The sequence below is a fragment of the Enterovibrio gelatinilyticus genome (genome assembly GCF_028683095.1).
Lineage (GTDB): Bacteria > Pseudomonadota > Gammaproteobacteria > Enterobacterales > Vibrionaceae > Enterovibrio > Enterovibrio gelatinilyticus.
The window spans coordinates 90,812-106,803 of the sequence record NZ_JAJUBC010000012.1 but is presented as its reverse complement, the minus strand read 5'-3'; the positions used below and the strand labels follow the sequence as shown (position 1 = coordinate 106,803).

12 protein-coding genes and 1 riboswitch are annotated in these 15,992 nt (G+C 48.5%); of the genes, 11 read left to right on the top strand and 1 reads right to left on the bottom strand.

The features are described from left to right. Positions 1-81 precede the first annotated feature (81 nt). The 8 genes from leuC to LRP50_RS12140 all read left to right on the top strand — a co-directional run bounded on the left by leuC (position 82) and on the right by LRP50_RS12140 (position 9,318). Positions 82-1,482, top strand: coding sequence for a 3-isopropylmalate dehydratase large subunit (gene leuC / locus LRP50_RS12175; protein WP_274164737.1), 1,401 nt, complete (start codon positions 82-84; stop codon positions 1,480-1,482). 9 nt (positions 1,483-1,491) lie between these two features. Beyond that, positions 1,492-2,094, top strand: a complete 603-nt coding sequence (gene leuD, locus LRP50_RS12170; RefSeq protein ID WP_017017735.1) for a 3-isopropylmalate dehydratase small subunit — start codon at positions 1,492-1,494, stop codon at positions 2,092-2,094. Between the two features lie 230 nt (positions 2,095-2,324). After that, positions 2,325-3,131: a DUF547 domain-containing protein gene (locus LRP50_RS12165; RefSeq protein WP_274164736.1), complete on the top strand. Its 807-nt coding sequence runs from the start codon at positions 2,325-2,327 to the stop codon at positions 3,129-3,131. 38 nt (positions 3,132-3,169) lie between these two features. Then, a riboswitch (TPP riboswitch) is annotated at positions 3,170-3,274 on the top strand. A 74-nt stretch (positions 3,275-3,348) separates the two neighbouring features. Next, positions 3,349-4,320, top strand: coding sequence for a thiamine ABC transporter substrate binding subunit (gene thiB / locus LRP50_RS12160; RefSeq protein WP_274164787.1), 972 nt, complete (start codon positions 3,349-3,351; stop codon positions 4,318-4,320). Between the two features lie 4 nt (positions 4,321-4,324). Then, positions 4,325-5,926 carry a thiamine/thiamine pyrophosphate ABC transporter permease gene (gene thiP, locus LRP50_RS12155; protein ID WP_274164735.1) on the top strand — a complete coding sequence of 534 codons (1,602 nt, stop codon included), beginning with the start codon at positions 4,325-4,327 and terminating at the stop codon, positions 5,924-5,926. Continuing rightward, the gene (gene thiQ, locus LRP50_RS12150; protein ID WP_274164734.1) at positions 5,910-6,599 is read left to right on the top strand and encodes a thiamine ABC transporter ATP-binding protein; all 690 of its coding nucleotides are present in this window, start codon (positions 5,910-5,912) and stop codon (positions 6,597-6,599) included. Before thiP ends, thiQ begins: the two co-directional genes overlap by 17 nt. A 93-nt stretch (positions 6,600-6,692) precedes the next feature. Continuing rightward, a complete protein-coding gene (locus tag LRP50_RS12145; protein WP_274164733.1) occupies positions 6,693-7,691 on the top strand; it encodes a GGDEF domain-containing protein in 999 nt (332 codons plus the stop codon). Positions 7,692-7,869: 178 nt separating this feature from the next. Continuing rightward, positions 7,870-9,318, top strand: coding sequence for a transporter substrate-binding domain-containing diguanylate cyclase (locus LRP50_RS12140; RefSeq protein WP_274164732.1), 1,449 nt, complete (start codon positions 7,870-7,872; stop codon positions 9,316-9,318). A 144-nt stretch (positions 9,319-9,462) separates the two neighbouring features. Here LRP50_RS12140 and LRP50_RS12135 read toward each other — a convergent pair whose 3' ends face one another. Next, complete coding sequence (locus tag LRP50_RS12135; RefSeq protein WP_028023530.1) at positions 9,463-10,836, bottom strand: PhoH family protein; 1,374 nt, start codon at positions 10,834-10,836, stop codon at positions 9,463-9,465. 321 nt (positions 10,837-11,157) lie between these two features. Here LRP50_RS12135 and rapA point away from each other — a divergent pair, with 321 nt between their 5' ends. The 3 genes from rapA (at position 11,158) to LRP50_RS12120 (ending at position 15,966) form a co-directional block, all read left to right on the top strand. Then, entirely contained in the window at positions 11,158-14,076 is a 2,919-nt protein-coding gene (gene rapA, locus LRP50_RS12130; protein ID WP_274164731.1) for an RNA polymerase-associated protein RapA, read from the top strand. Between the two features lie 172 nt (positions 14,077-14,248). Continuing rightward, positions 14,249-14,971, top strand: coding sequence for a bifunctional tRNA pseudouridine(32) synthase/23S rRNA pseudouridine(746) synthase RluA (gene rluA, locus LRP50_RS12125; protein ID WP_274164730.1), 723 nt, complete (start codon positions 14,249-14,251; stop codon positions 14,969-14,971). 41 nt (positions 14,972-15,012) lie between these two features. Beyond that, positions 15,013-15,966: a D-2-hydroxyacid dehydrogenase gene (locus tag LRP50_RS12120; protein WP_274164729.1), complete on the top strand. Its 954-nt coding sequence runs from the start codon at positions 15,013-15,015 to the stop codon at positions 15,964-15,966. Positions 15,967-15,992 lie beyond the last annotated feature (26 nt).

Sequence of the window (15,992 nt, the reverse complement as noted above, 5' to 3'; positions counted from 1 at the left end):
CTACGTCATCGCATTCACAGGTAGATCCTAAGCGAGCTAACGCCCTGTGAATTCGATAACAATGAGAAAAAGGATTGAGCAATGTCGGCAAAAACATTATACGAAAAAGTTTACGACGCCCATGTGGTGGTAGCAGCGGAAGGCGAAACGCCTCTGCTGTATATCGATCGCCACTTGGTGCACGAAGTGACCTCTCCTCAAGCCTTTGATGGCTTACGCGAAAAAGGGCGTCCTGTACGTCAGGTATCGAAAACCTTCGCGACCATGGATCACAACGTTTCCACACAAACCAAAGACATCAACGCCTCTGGCGAGATGGCGAAAATCCAAATGGAAACGCTGGCGAAAAACTGTGAAGAGTTTGGCGTCACCCTTTACGATTTGAACCACCCATACCAAGGCATCGTTCATGTCATGGGCCCTGAACTGGGCATTACCCTGCCGGGTAACACCATTGTGTGTGGTGATTCACACACCGCCACTCACGGCGCATTTGGTGCATTGGCGTTCGGCATTGGTACGTCAGAGGTTGAGCACGTTCTTGCTACTCAAACCCTGAAGCAAGGCAGCGCTAAGACCATGAAAATCGAGGTCAAAGGCAAAGTCGCTGAAGGGGTAACCGCAAAAGACATCGTGCTTGCCATCATTGGTAAAGTGGGTCACGCAGGCGGTACGGGTTATGTGGTGGAATTCTGCGGTCAAGCGATTGAAGATTTGACCATGGAAGGCCGTATGACGGTGTGTAACATGGCTATCGAGTTGGGTGCGAAAGCGGGCTTGGTTGCACCAGACCAAACCACCTTCGATTACCTGCAAGGCCGTAAATTCTCGCCAACTGGTGCGGATTGGGACGCAGCCGTCGCTTACTGGAAAACACTGAAAACCGATGACAACGCAACATTTGATGCGATCGTGACGCTAGAAGCGGCTGACATCAGCAACCAAGTGACTTGGGGCACAAACCCAGGTCAGGTGGTTGGCATCAATGGCGTGGTACCTGCACCTGAAAGCTTCAACGATCCGATTGAGCGTCACTCTGCTGAGCGCGCGCTGAAATACATGGGCATTGAAGCGGGCCAGAAAATCACTGACATCAACATCGACAAAGTGTTTATTGGTTCTTGCACCAACTCACGCATTGAAGACATGCGTGCTGCGGCGGCCATCGCAAAAGGCCGTAAAGTGGCAGCAGGCGTTCAAGCCCTAGTCGTACCGGGCTCTGAGCAAGTAAAAGCACAAGCAGAAGCAGAAGGTCTGGATAAGATCTTCGTTGACGCAGGCTTTGAATGGCGTCTGCCGGGTTGTTCTATGTGCTTGGCAATGAACAACGACCGCTTAGGTCCAAAAGAGCGCTGCGCATCGACCAGTAACCGTAACTTCGAAGGCCGTCAGGGCCGTGAAGGTCGTACGCACTTGGTGAGCCCTGCAATGGCTGCGGCAGCCGCAGTTGCTGGCCACTTTGTTGACGTTAACAGCTTATAAGGAATCACCATGTCAGGAATTAAACAACATACCGGTTTGGTGGCACCGCTGGACGCAGCAAACGTGGATACCGATGCCATCATCCCGAAGCAATTTTTGCAGAAAGTCAATCGCACCGGATTTGGTAAGCACCTTTTCCACGATTGGCGTTTTCTGGACGAAGCAGGACAGCAGGATAACCCTGAGTTCGTGCTAAACCAACCACGCTACAAAGGCGCAAGCGTGCTGCTTGCTCGCGAAAACTTTGGCTGTGGCTCTTCCCGTGAACACGCACCGTGGGCATTGGCAGACTTTGGTTTCCAAGTGATGATCGCACCGAGCTTTGCTGACATCTTTTACGGTAACTCCATCAACAACCAGATGGTGCCTGTTCAGCTAACAGAAGCGGAAGTGGATGAGCTGTTCGCGTTTGTCGCGAACAACGAAGGTGCAGAGATCTCACTCGATCTTGAAGCACAAACAGTCACTGCTGGCGACAAATCGTATTCGTTTGAAATCGATTCGTTCCGCCGCCATTGCTTGCTAGAGGGCTTGGACAGCATTGGCCTGACGCTGCAACACAGCGATAAGATCGCCGAATACGAAGCAAAGATTCCTTCTTTCTTGGCATAGGCCTTGCGTTTGCAGTGATTCGCTCAGAACAAAAACCGATCTTGATGGTCGGTTTTTTTATGCATTTGGTACACGAATTCGAAGAAAGAAAATCGCGCGTGTTCGGGTCTTATATACCCAAGCTATCTGAATATTCCTGAAGATGCTTGGGTATATGCAAACACCACACAGAGACAATAACACCAATACGAGCACACTAATGCACGTTCACACTGAGTTAGGGATACGCCATGCACAACGCTTTGTCACGTTACGTCACTTTGTTCGCTACTTTGATCTTGTTTTCGAGCGATGTCTTGGCCGCACCAAAAAGCGAGTTGTGGCCTATTTGGGATAGCAGCAACGAAACAAATTCAACCGCTTTTGACCACAGTAAATGGCAACAGATTTTAGATGCGTATCTTACTGAACAAGGTCAGCACACCCTGTTCAACTATGGCGCTGTGACAAAACAAGATAACGCCTTACTGGATCAATACTTATCTGATCTGACCGCTCTCGACCCGCGTAACTACCGTCAGAGCGAACAATTTGCCTATTGGGTGAATCTGTATAACGCACTCACTGTAAAACTTATTCTTGATGAATACCCGATTAAATCGATCACCAAGCTGGGGGGATTTTTAAGCTTTGGCCCTTGGGATGACAAAGTCACTACAGTTGCAGGGCAAGCGCTAACCCTTAATGATATTGAGCACCGTATCCTTCGTCCAATTTGGAACGATTCACGCATTCACTATGCCGTCAATTGCGCCAGCCTAGGTTGCCCAAACCTTGCTAAAACTGCTTTTACCGCCAAGAACACAGAGTCTTTACTTGATGCGGCTGCAACACAGTTCACCAATAGCCCTAAAGGTGCCACTATCAGTGACAATACCTTAACGCTGTCGTCCATTTACGATTGGTATGGCGTTGATTTTGGTGACAATGAACAAGCCATTTTGTCGCAGATAGACGAGTATCGCGACGGGAAGCCGCTGAAAGGCTGGACGGGTAAAATCAAATACGATTACGACTGGTCGCTCAATAAGCCATAACAATGATTGGTAATCATCTCCTTGATGATTACAATATCAACCATCTCGTGGGGAGCTGACATGAAGTTGGCTGAGATTGCGAATGCTAAACCCATACACCTGAACCAGATAATGCTGGCGTAGGAATGAGATGTCGCGGAGTGCAACTCAACTCAATGACCCTCAGCCTCGCCGAACATGATGTGAGGCAACCATGAAAATCCCATTTTCCACCCTGATGTTAACCATGGCCATGGCGGGCCCTGCGTTAGCCGATACTTCAAACACGTTAACCGTTTACACCTACGACTCATTTGCAGCAGATTGGGGCCCTGGCCCTGCGGTAAAAAAAGCGTTTGAAGCTCAATGTGATTGCACCTTGAACCTAGTGGCATTGGAAGATGGCGTGACCATTCTTAACCGCTTGCGTCTTGAAGGAAATAACAGCAAAGCTGACGTCCTACTTGGCCTAGACACCAACTTGATGGCTGAAGCGGAAAAAACGGGATTGCTTGCGCCACATACTGTGGACGTGAAAAACGTCACACTGCCGGATGGTTGGAATAACACCACATTCGTTCCTTATGACTACGGTTACTTTGCTTTCGTTTATGACAAAACCAAATTGGAAAACCCGCCAAAAAGCCTGAAAGAGCTGGTCGAAACACGCGACGACATTTCCGTGATCTACCAAGATCCTCGAACGTCTACCCCAGGCCAAGGCTTGATGCTGTGGATGAAATCTATCTACGGCGATGATGTCGCAACGGCATGGCAAAAACTGGCAGGCAAAACCGTTACCGTCACCAAAGGCTGGTCTGAAGCCTACAACATGTTCTTAAGTGGCGAGTCAGACATGGTGCTGTCATACACCACATCTCCTGCTTACCATTTGATTGCCGAGGAGAATGCCAACTTCACCAGCGCTAACTTCGCAGAAGGCCATTACATGCAAGTTGAAGTGGCGGCAAAAGTGAAAGGTTCAGACAATTCAGCGCTTGCAGATGAGTTCATGCAGTTCATTCTTAGCGATGGCTTCCAGAATACGATTCCAACCGGAAACTGGATGTATCCCGTCACTGGCGTTGAGCTGCCAAAAGGTTTCGATACCTTGTCGGTTCCAAACAAAAGCTTGCAATTCACACCTGAAAAAGTAGCGGATAATCGCCGCAACTGGATCCGTGAATGGCAATCGGCACTGGTGAAGTAACATTGTGCTAAACCCTTCAAGAACTTGGCCGGGAGTAATTTCGGCTTCGTTAATAGCGGTGCTGATCAGCGCCGCTTTATTTTCTCTGCTATCTCAAGCGCCGTCGTTAGACGTCGCTTCGTTGTGGCGTGACCCTTACCTTCAACACGTCACTGTTTTCAGTTTCAAACAAGCATTCTTGTCTACCTTGCTTTCTGTGGGTCTCGCTATTCCCGTTGCCCACGCCCTGTCACGCCGAGAGTTCAAAGGCAAAGCCCTACTGCTCAAGCTCTTTTCAATGACACTGGTACTCCCCGTATTGGTTGGCGTGTTTGGTCTTCTAGCCATTTATGGCAAAAGTGGCGTATTGGCTGACACGATGTCGTTATTGGGTTTGGAGTGGGATGTCAGTATTTATGGCCTATCCGGCATTTTGCTTGCGCATGTCTTCTTTAACTTGCCCTTTTCTGCCCAACTCTTGGTGCAAGCATTAGAGCAAATCCCCGCAGATCAGCGGCGGTTAGCCCAGCAATTAGGAATGCGAGGCTGGCATCAGTTCCGCTTACTTGAATGGCCTTATCTTCGCCAACAATTGCCACATGCTATTGGCTTGGTATTTATGCTGTGCTTCACCAGTTTCGCCACTGTCATGGCATTAGGGGGAGGACCGAGCGCCACCACCATCGAACTTGCCATTTACCAAGCAATTCGCTTTGATTTCGATCTTCAAACCGGAGCCTTGCTTGCCTTATGGCAACTGCTGCTATGTGGGATTTTTCACCTTGTCGTTCAACGCATGACTAAACCCGTTTCGTTACAAGGTAAGGACAGTCACATCGTTTTACCCAAGCGTTGTGACACTCGCGCAGAGCAAGTGTGGGATGCAATATGGATCAGCTTTTCAGCGTTATTAGTACTGCCGCCTTTAGCGATGGTGTTACTCAGTGGCATCAATCCCAGTGCCTTAACGGTATTAACACAATCTGCGTTATGGCAGGCAACGGCAAACTCACTCTCACTGGCGTTGGGTAGTGCTATTTGTGCATTTGTATTGGGTGCATCAATCATACTGACCAGTCGATTTTGGCGCATATCAGGCCATACAAAACGCGCAGATGGTATTGAGATGACGGCGTCGTTGATATTAGTTGTGCCCAGTGTCGTACTCGGGACGGGCCTCTTTTTGATGCTTCGTGAACACATGGATGTCTTTAGCTCACCTTATTTGCTTATTTTGGCAGTCAATACCTTGATGGCCTTACCGTATGTTGTGAAAGTGCTGAGCCAACCCGCTTACCAACTTGCACAGCAATACCATAGCTTGTGTAATAGCCTCGGAATCAAAGGCATTAACCGCCTACGATTGGTAGAATGGCGCGCACTGAAAAAGCCCATAGCGAGGGCTTTCGCTGTGAGTTTCGTGCTTTCGACTGGAGATTTGGGAGCCATTGCACTGGTAGGAAGCCAAGATTTTCAAACCCTGCCGCTTTATTTATTCCATTTAATGGGAAGCTACCAAATGGACGCCGCTGCCGCAGCCTCGCTTGTGCTGTTTGCCTTGAGCCTTGGCAGCTATGCCCTTATCGAAACATTGTTCACTAGGAAATCTCATGCTGCACGTCAGTGAATTGTCTCATCACTATCAGGCTGAAACGCTCTCGTTTTCTTTTCAGTCTGAACCAGGATCAATTACGGCGATACTCGGCCCAAGTGGCGCGGGAAAGAGCACCTTGTTATCACTGCTCTGCGGATTGTTGGCGCCAAGCGGGGGAAGCGTGGCATTTGGCGATCAGGTGTTTACCCATTTACCAGCGCACGAGCGACCTCTTTCAGTTTTGTTTCAAGAGCACAATCTGTTTGGTCATTTAACCGCTTTTGACAATATTGCACTCGGAATAAGCCCCAGCTTAAAACTAACATCAGATGATAAAACATCGGTCATCCAAGCAGCCCAACAAGTAGGACTACAAAGCTATCTCGACCGCCTACCAGGGCAACTGTCTGGTGGACAAAAACAGCGAGTCGCACTCGCTCGCTGTTTAGTTCGAAATCGTCCTATTTTACTACTGGATGAGCCATTCTCTGCGCTAGACCCTACGCTACGCAAAGAAATGCTTCAGCACGTTAAACAGTTAGCACAACAATTTAACACCACTATTTTGATGGTGACTCATCACCCAGAAGATGCGTTGGCTATCGCTGATAAAGTGTTGCTAGTAGACGCAGGAAAAGTGGTTTATCACGCTTGCGCGTCGGAACTTAACGCCCCTAACGACACCATAAAGCGCTTTATTTCATAGTATTATCACTCGTGATCTGGTCAAACATTGCGCATCAACAAACCGCATCTATACTTGTTTTTAAGACACTTGAATCATAAGAGAGATGCGATTGTGACTGTTACCAGTATTGATGTGCTGGACTCGGTGGTTGATATTACAGCTCAGACAGAGTCCGATACCATTTCTGAAAGCCTCATCACGACAATTTTGCAATTGACGCCGGCAAATCAGGTTTTGGTGTTGGATTATAACCCTGAAACCAACCCAGAATTTATGGTGGTCGCGTGTTCGGACATTTTCCTTTTTGAAGAAGAAAAAGATGCGATTGAGCGTATTCTGCTGAACTGCGTGTCTTCCGGTGAAAATATTGTTCAGTTCTGCGCCACAGAGAGTCAATCTTTGCTTGCTGTGCCAATTTACGGAGAAGGTGAAGACATCACCGCGGTGGTCTTCTGCAAATGCGACCAGCTTAAAGGTGATGAAGTTCAACTGATCGAAGGTCTTGCCAAGATTTATGAGAACTATCAAAAGATTATCTCAGCAAGCGAGCGAGATGGTTTGACTGGCCTTTATAACCGTAAAGTTCTCACAACCAAAATCGATTTACTCTTGGACCGTTTTCTTATCCAAGGAAGCAGCATTACCGACGACCCTTCTCACCACCATTGGGTCTGTATTTTCGACATCGACCACTTCAAGCTCATCAATGATGCGCTGGGACATGTGTTTGGTGATGAGGTTATCCTGCTGATTACCGCCATGATGAAAAAGGCATTTGGTGACGATGATCTTTTATTCCGCTATGGCGGCGATGAGTTTGTGGTCATTATGCACCCTCAATCTCGTGAAGAGATGGAAGCGACCATTCGAGGCTTCATCAAAACCGTGAACGAACGTGACTATGGGCAAGCAAAAGATGTGTCCATTTCAATGGGAGCCGCGGCAATCAGCGACCAAGAGCTTAATGCGATCACCGTTCTTGGCTTCGCCGACCAAGCGCTATATAAAGCGAAGCAAAATGGTCGTAATCAAGTCGCCTTTTATGAAGAACTCATTGCCAATGGTGAGCTACAAGCTTTAGTGCCGGAAGACGACGTTGAACTGTTTTAGACACATTTCGAATTGCCACGCCACACATTAGAGCCGCCATCAGTGCGGCTTTTGTTTTTGCGATCTTAGTTGCACTTTCATACCAATCATTCCATTGACAAAAACATCACGAATACATTTCCTAAGTGAAGAGGGTTGCGTATAATCCTCGTCAGAAAATCTAGACAGGTCGATACTCTTGCATTCATTTATACCCAGCATTCGCCAGCTTACTGCTATCTCGCTGACGTTGTTTATGTTTTTGATATCACCTGCTTCGTATGCCGACACAAAGCGCTTAATTGTGACTGGCTCTTCGACATGGCAGCCGTTCTCTTTCATTAATCGCGATGGGCAACCTGAGGGCATCATGGTTGACTACTGGCGCCTGTATGCGAAAGCAAATAATGTGGATGTGCGCTTCAACCTTTTACCATGGAGTGAGTCTCTCCAGTACGCGGCAAATACACCAGGCGTTATTCATGGTGGGTTGGGCTATACCGGAGATAGAGCAGAAGTGCTGGCTTTTTCCCGTGAATTACCACTCAATCGCTACAACGTCAGCCTATTCGCACAAAAAGATCTGCCTTTTGAAGATTTTAAAACCCTTGATTCAGTGATTGTAGGCACCGTCAAAGACAGTACCAAACATGCCTTTCTCGCATCACGTATTCCTGAAAATAACATCAAACTATTCCCGACGTTTGGATCATTAAATGAAGCGGCTTATCGCGGAGAGGTTGATGTTTTTATCGACGATCTCAGCACAGCACTTTACGACATGCGCCATTCCGGCAAGGCTGGCCTATTTACACCACGAAGAAAGCTGTATTCCTTCCCGATGCACTTTGCTATCAACAAAAATGAAAAAGACTCAATCACCGCTATTGAGCACGGCTTAGACAAAATCAGCGAAGATGATGTTGCCGCCATTTACGCAAAATGGATTCCCGCCAGTAAGATCAATGCTGTTCTTCCTTGGCTAAACAAAACCGCCCACTACATCATCTTATTCTCTTCACTTCTGCTTCTGATTGGCGGACTTGGGCTCTACCATCGCCTTTTAAGATACCGAACGGAAGAACTAAAAAGTGCCGTTGAAGCGCTAAAAGACACCAATAACCGTCTAGAGTCTGCGGTGAAAAACGACGTCCTCACTGGCGCAAAAACTCGGCATCAATTTTTCACCCAACTCGCTGACAAACGTTTTTCACCCTCCCCGTTTGTGGTCGCGGTGTTGGATATTGATGGGCTCAAGCACATTAATGAAAACCATGGTCAAGATATCGGCGATATGGCGTTAAAACACCTCGCCACTCAATTACGCCTTCAGCTTTCAAGCCAAACCATGTTTGCGCGTCTTGGCGGTGGGGAATTTGCGATTCTGTTTGATTTGAGTGATAGCAGTCAGGCGGTACGCAAACTGAGTCAGCTTCAGAAATCCCTGCAGTTGAGTGCACTTTATATTGACCAACAAGTCATTCCTGTGAGGTTTACGGCGGGAGTTGGCTGTTATCCCTATGATGGCGAGCAGGGAGAAGCCTTAGTGCGTATTGCCTCTAGTCGTATGCGAGCGAATAAACCTCAATATAGCACCACCAGTGCCAACGATCATGAGCCTGAAAGCATGGAGCGTCACTGGGCATAGTGCCCAGCCAAAAAGCATCACGACGGTAACGCGACATACTGACTTTGCGTTGATTCAACGCCCATTAACGCAGATAAGAATATTAAGAAAAACAAAGGCTGCCTATCGGCAGCCTTTTTGTTATCTCTCGCTTTATATGTATTTCTACAAGTTTTCTTCAGCAAACTCCGCCAAACGGCTTCGCACCACACCATTGAGATAAACGCATGCGCTGCCTTCAAAGTTCTTGAAGCGCTCAACGATATACGTCAACCCTGATGTCACAGGTGTTAAGTACGGGCTATCAATCTGTGCCAAGTTACCGGAACAGACAATCTTCGTGCCTTCACCACAGCGCGTAATAATGGTTTTAAGCTGTGATGCAGTGAGGTTTTGACACTCATCCAGAATAACAAACGCATTCTGGATCGAACGTCCGCGCATAAAGTTAATGGATTTAAACTGAATGTTGGCTTTATCCATGATATATCGCATGGAGCCATCGGTGCATTCGTCATTCTTATGCAGCGCTTCGAGCGTATCGGTCACTGCGCCAAGCCAAGGAAGCATTTTCTCTTCCTCTGTGCCCGGCAAGAAGCCTATTGATTCGGCGATTTCTGGGGTGTTTCGAGTGACAATAATTTTGTCATACATGCCCTTTTCCACCACCTGCTCAAGCGCGGCAGCCATGGCAAGAATGGTTTTACCACATCCCGCAGGCCCGGTGAGGATCACTAAATCGACACTAGGATCAAGCAAGGCATCGACTGCCATTCCTTGATAGATATTCTTTGGACGAACGCCCCATGCTTCACGATGCATTAAACGTTCGCGGCTGATGTCTTTTAGCTGAAGTTCACCGTCGGTGAGTCCAACCACGCGCCCAGCGAAGTCCTTGCCTTCATCAAGGAGGTACTGGTTGATATAGGTGTTGTCGACCATTTCACGTGGAACCGTGTGCAGCGTTGTTCTTCCGCTGTTTCGCGTTTCACATTGCCCGACTCTGTCCCAGAAGCTGCCCTCAAAGACTTGAAAGCCTTTGGTCAGTAAGCTGACGTCATCAATAAGTTGATCAGTTCGATAGTCCTCAACATACAATACGCCCGCCCCTTTGGCGCGAAGTCGCATGTTTATGTCTTTGGTGACTAGAACCACTTTGCGAGGTGTGCGTTTAGCTTGCAGAAACAAAACGGCGTTGAGGATTCGGTTATCTCCAGCCTTATCGGCAAAGGCTTGTACCGTTTCTTTGATTTCAAAATCCACAAGGATTGAAACCGTGCCGGTCGCTCCTTCTTTGCCTACCACGATCCCTTCTGAGATCTGGTCCGGCGTTGCGTCTTTGAATATATCTTCGAGGGCCCGAATCGCTACCCGTGCATCACGAGACACATCTCGCTTGCTGTCTTTGATTCGGTCAAGCTCTTCGAGGACAGTCATCGGAATGACCACATCATGTTCTTGAAATGAATAGATGGCGAATGGTTCATGAAGCAGGATGTTGGTATCCAGCACAAAGAATTTCCGTTCGGCATCGCCCATAGACACCTCCTTGGTAACATAGGCAAGTGGGATTCCCACATATTCCCAAATGACAATTGTCTTTGTGATAAAGACACTGTCATCGGGGTATATTCTTAATCGTAAGACAATTTCAACGAATTACCCGTCGACAAGCCCACATTTTCATTAATTTGTTGCCTATTTGTTACACACACCAAATTTACTACATTGACCGTGACCATGCTCACAACTTCAAGTACCATTAGCAGCCATTTTCTGAGTGCTCAACATGACCTACAATGTAGTTCTCAAGAAGCACGCTCCAATTTGTGTCAGCTTTAACCAGAGGTTTCTTCCCTTATGCCATACGCCCTCGGACAACGTTGGATCAGCGATACTGAAAGTGACCTAGGTCTTGGTACCGTGGTTGCTATCGACGCCCGTACCGTTACCCTAATGTTCCCTGCCAGCGAAGAAAATCGTTTATACGCCCGCAGCGACGCGCCAATCACCCGTGTCATGTTTAACGTGGGTGACACTATTGAAAGCCACGATGGCTGGTTTTTACAGGTCGAGCACGTTGACGAAGAACAAGGCGTTCTAACCTACACAGGTCAACGCACTGACACAGGCGAAGATAACGTCAAGCTCCGCGAAATCTTGCTGAGCCACCAAATTCGATTTAACAAACCACAAGACAAACTGTTCGCTGGTCAAATAGACCGGATGGATCGCTTTGCACTTCGCTATCGCGCCCTGAAAAACCAATATGAGCAACACAAAAGCCCAATGCGTGGTTTGTGTGGTATGCGTGCAGGCCTGATCCCGCACCAGCTATTCATCGCTCATGAAGTGGGCAGACGCCATGCTCCTCGTGTACTGCTGGCAGACGAAGTGGGTTTGGGTAAGACCATTGAAGCGGGCATGATCATCCACCAGCAGGTGCTGTCTGGTCGCGCTTCTCGCGTACTTGTTGTTGTGCCTGAAACGCTGCAACACCAATGGCTTGTAGAAATGCTTCGCCGTTTTAACCTGCATTTTTCCGTGTTCGACGAAGAACGTTGTGTTGAAGCCTTCGCTGATGCCGACAACCCGTTCGACACCGCTCAGTTGGTCCTGTGTTCGCTCGATTTCTTGCGTAAAAGCCGCAAGCGCGCTGAACAAGCGGCGGAAGGCGAATGGGATTTGCTGGTAGTCGATGAAGCGCACCACCTTGAGTGGAGCGAAGAGAAACCAAGCCGCGAATATCAAGTTATTGAAGGTATTGCTGAAAATACGCCAGGCGTGTTGCTACTGACCGCGACACCCGAACAGCTAGGCCACGAAAGCCATTTCGCTCGCTTGCGCCTGCTCGATCCTGACCGTTTCTATGACTATCAAGCGTTCGTTAAAGAAGAGCTTCAGTACGCTCCCGTTGCCGATGCCGTCAGCCAATTGCTGTCTAACGAAGCATTGAGCAATGAAGCGAAGAACAGCATCACTGAGCTGTTGTCTGAGCAAGACGTTGAGCCGTTGCTCCGTATTGTCGAAGCCAATGACGTTGACGACCTTCAACAACGCGACGCTCGAAATGAATTGATAGATAACCTGATGGATCGTCATGGCACCGGCCGTGTCCTGTTCCGTAACACACGCGCAGCCATTCAAGGCTTCCCGCAACGTCACCTGAACTTATACCCCTTGGCCTTGCCATCACAGTATCAAACAGCGATGCGCGTGGCGGGGATCATGGGCGCAGGCAATCAAAGCCTCGAGCAAAAAGCCGTTCAGTGGCTGTACCCTGAAGATATTTATCAGCAATTTGAAGGCGAAGACGCTAGCTGGTGGGGATTCGATCCGCGCATTGATTGGCTGCTCGATTTGCTTAAATCAAACCGCCAAGAAAAAGTACTGGTGATTTGCTCTCGAGCGCAAACGGCCTTGTCATTAGAGCAAGCATTGCGTGAACGTGAAGGCATTCGTGGCACCGTATTCCATGAAGGGATGTCGATTCTAGAACGTGATAAAGCAGCAGCTTACTTCGCTCAAGACGAAGCTGGCGCGCAAGTGCTTATCTGTTCTGAGATTGGTTCTGAAGGTCGTAATTTCCAGTTTGCAAACCAACTGGTGATGTTCGACTTGCCAATGAACCCTGACCTGCTTGAGCAACGCATCGGCCGTCTTGATCGCATCGGTCAAAAGCGCGATATCGAAATTCACGTTCCTTTCATGATCGGGACTTCGCAGGCGCTATTAGCACGTTGGTACAATGAAGGCCTCAATGCCTTTGAAGAAACCTGCCCAACGGGTCGCGCGGTATTCGAACACGTTCAAGATGATCTATTGCAGTTGCTAGCGAAAGGCAGCATCGACGAATCACTTGATACCTTGGTTGAAACCAGCGCAGAAATGCACCACCGCTTGAAAGGCGAACTGGAAAAAGGTCGTGATCGCTTGCTAGAAATGCACTCGAACGGCGGTGATGAAGCAAAAGCTCTGGCAGAGAAAATCGCTTCTCTCGACGGCGACACCAATTTGGTAACGTTCGCATTGGGTCTGTTTGACACTGTGGGCCTAAACCAAGATGACAAAGGCGAAAACGCCATTGTTGTCACACCGTCTGAGCATATGCTGGTATCAAGCTATCCAGGGTTACCAAGTGAAGGTTGCACCATTACCTTCGATCGCGAAACGGCATTATCACGCGAAGACATGCGCTTTATCACTTGGGAACACCCGATGATCCAAGGCGGCATTGATTTACTCCTATCAGAAGACGTGGGCTCTACGGCGGTATCTTTGCTTAAAAACAAAGCCTTGCCTGTGGGCACACTGTTCCTAGAGCTTCTGTACGTTGCCGATGCGCAAGCGCCGAAAAGCTCTGGCATCCACCAATTCTTGCCGGCTGCGCCTATCCGAGTTTTGCTTGACGCAAAAGGCAATGATTTGGCAGCTCAAGTGGAGTTTGAAGGCTTTAACCGTCAGTTAAGCCCAGTGAATCGCCACCTTGGTAGCAAACTGGTCTCTTCCGTACAGACTCAAATTCATGGTTTGATTGAAATGGGCACTCCGATTTCACAAGCGCACCTCGCGACAGTGAAGGAAAGCGCCGAAGCGGAAATGACCACCAAACTGCGCAGTGAACTGGATCGTCTTCAGGCACTGAAAGCGGTGAACCCAAACATTCGTGATGATGAATTAGAAAGTTTGGAGTCACAGATGGCAGATTTGCGCACTTACATCAGTCAGGCACAAGTTCGTCTTGATGCACTGCGAGTGATCGTGGTCAGCCACCAGTAAGCTTCTCTGAGCACATCGATTAAGGCACTGCTTCGGCGGTGCCTTTGTTTTTCTACCCTCATATCCCGCCACCTCAAAGTAGGTCCATGCCTGTTCAGCGAGAATGTGTTTGGGTATAGCCTTTCAAGCGTGTCGTGCTACACTTCCGGCCGTTTAATTTTCGAGCGAACTCATGAGCGACTTTATCTACAATCCGCCAACAGAGCCTTGGCTGGATGTTATTTATCAGGACGATGACATTATCGCCCTCAATAAACCCAGCGGACTGCTAACGAATCCTGGTCGCGATCCTGCGCACTACGACAGTGCTTGGTCTCGTATCAAGAAAGAGTTTCCAAACGCAGAATTGGTGCATCGCCTTGATATGTCCACATCAGGTCTGATTGTGTTCGCCAAACACAAAGAGGCTGAGCGTCACCTTAAAGCGCAATTTCGTGAACGCATCACCCACAAACTTTATTACGCTCGCGTATGGGGCAATGTGGAAAATGATGAAGGTCGCGTTGATTTACCTTTGATTTGTGACTGGCCGAATCGCCCCAAACAAATGGTCTGTTTCGAAAATGGCAAACCCTCGGTCACAGATTACGAAGTGATCAAGCGTGAGAAAAAAACCACCTTGATGCGCCTTTTGCCTATCACGGGTCGCTCTCACCAACTTCGCGTGCATATGCTAGCACTGGAGCACCCTATTGTCGGTGACGAGTTCTACGCCTATCCACAAGCCTACAAGTATTCACCGCGCTTACAACTTCATGCGGGCGAACTCTGCTTTTTACACCCAGGAACTGGCGAACCGATGCACCTATCTGCGCCTTGTGATTTTTACGCTAATGCGCCTTCTGATACATTGGTCAAACGTGGCATTCAAGCAGACCCAAGTTTGTTGAAATAGCGTAATCAACGTTCTACAGTGGCGGAAAAAGGAAGTCCGCCATGGAAAAGATTGTTTTTCTCGACAGCGCCACCATCCCCGCTCACATTCGTATTCCTACGCCTTCTTTCCCCCATCATTGGGAAAGTTATGAGTCCACGTCACAGGATCAGGTACTTAGTCGTCTTGCGGATGCCAGCATTGTTATCGCTAATAAAGTCGAACTTAGCGGCGAGATACTCTCACAGTTACCCTCATTAAAGTTGATAGCCGTTTCTGCCACAGGCTATAACAACGTGGATACCGACTGGTGCCATGCCAATCACTTACCAGTTTGTAATATCCGTGGATATGCCACGCGATCGGTGCCCGAGCACGTGATGGCGCTGATTTTCTCGCTTCGCCGAAACCTCAATGCATACCACAGAGATATTGAAAACGGGGTGTGGAAGGAAAAAAATCAATTCTGTTTTTTTACCCATCCCATTGGTGATATAGCAGAAGCCACGTTAGGGATAGTCGGCTCTGGAAGCCTAGGGCAAGGCGTTGAAGCCTTGGCCAAAGCCGTGGGCATGAAAGTTATCCGCGCCGAGCGTAAAGGCGCAGAGCAAACCCGCGAAGGGTATGTCTCGTTTGATTCCATGCTTGAACAAGCTGATGTCGTCACACTGCACTGTCCACTCAATGAAGGGACACTGAACATGATTAGCGAAGACGAGTTGGCCAAGATGAAGGCTTCTGCAATCTTGATTAATGCGGGTCGCGGTGGGTTAGTCGACGAGAAAGCACTGGTTCAGGCGTTAAAGAAAGGCGTCATTGCTGGCGCAGGGGTCGATGTGTTCACACAAGAGCCCGCCACCCTAACCAACCCCTTGCTTGCCCATGCAGGCATGCCAAACCTGATACTGACTCCGCACGTCGCATGGGGCTCTGATTCCAGCATTCAGGCACTCGCCAACCAGTTAACCGAAAACATGGATGCTTTCGTGGCTGGCGAACCACAAAACTTGGTGTAAAAAAACGCGATGACCAAATCCGTCAC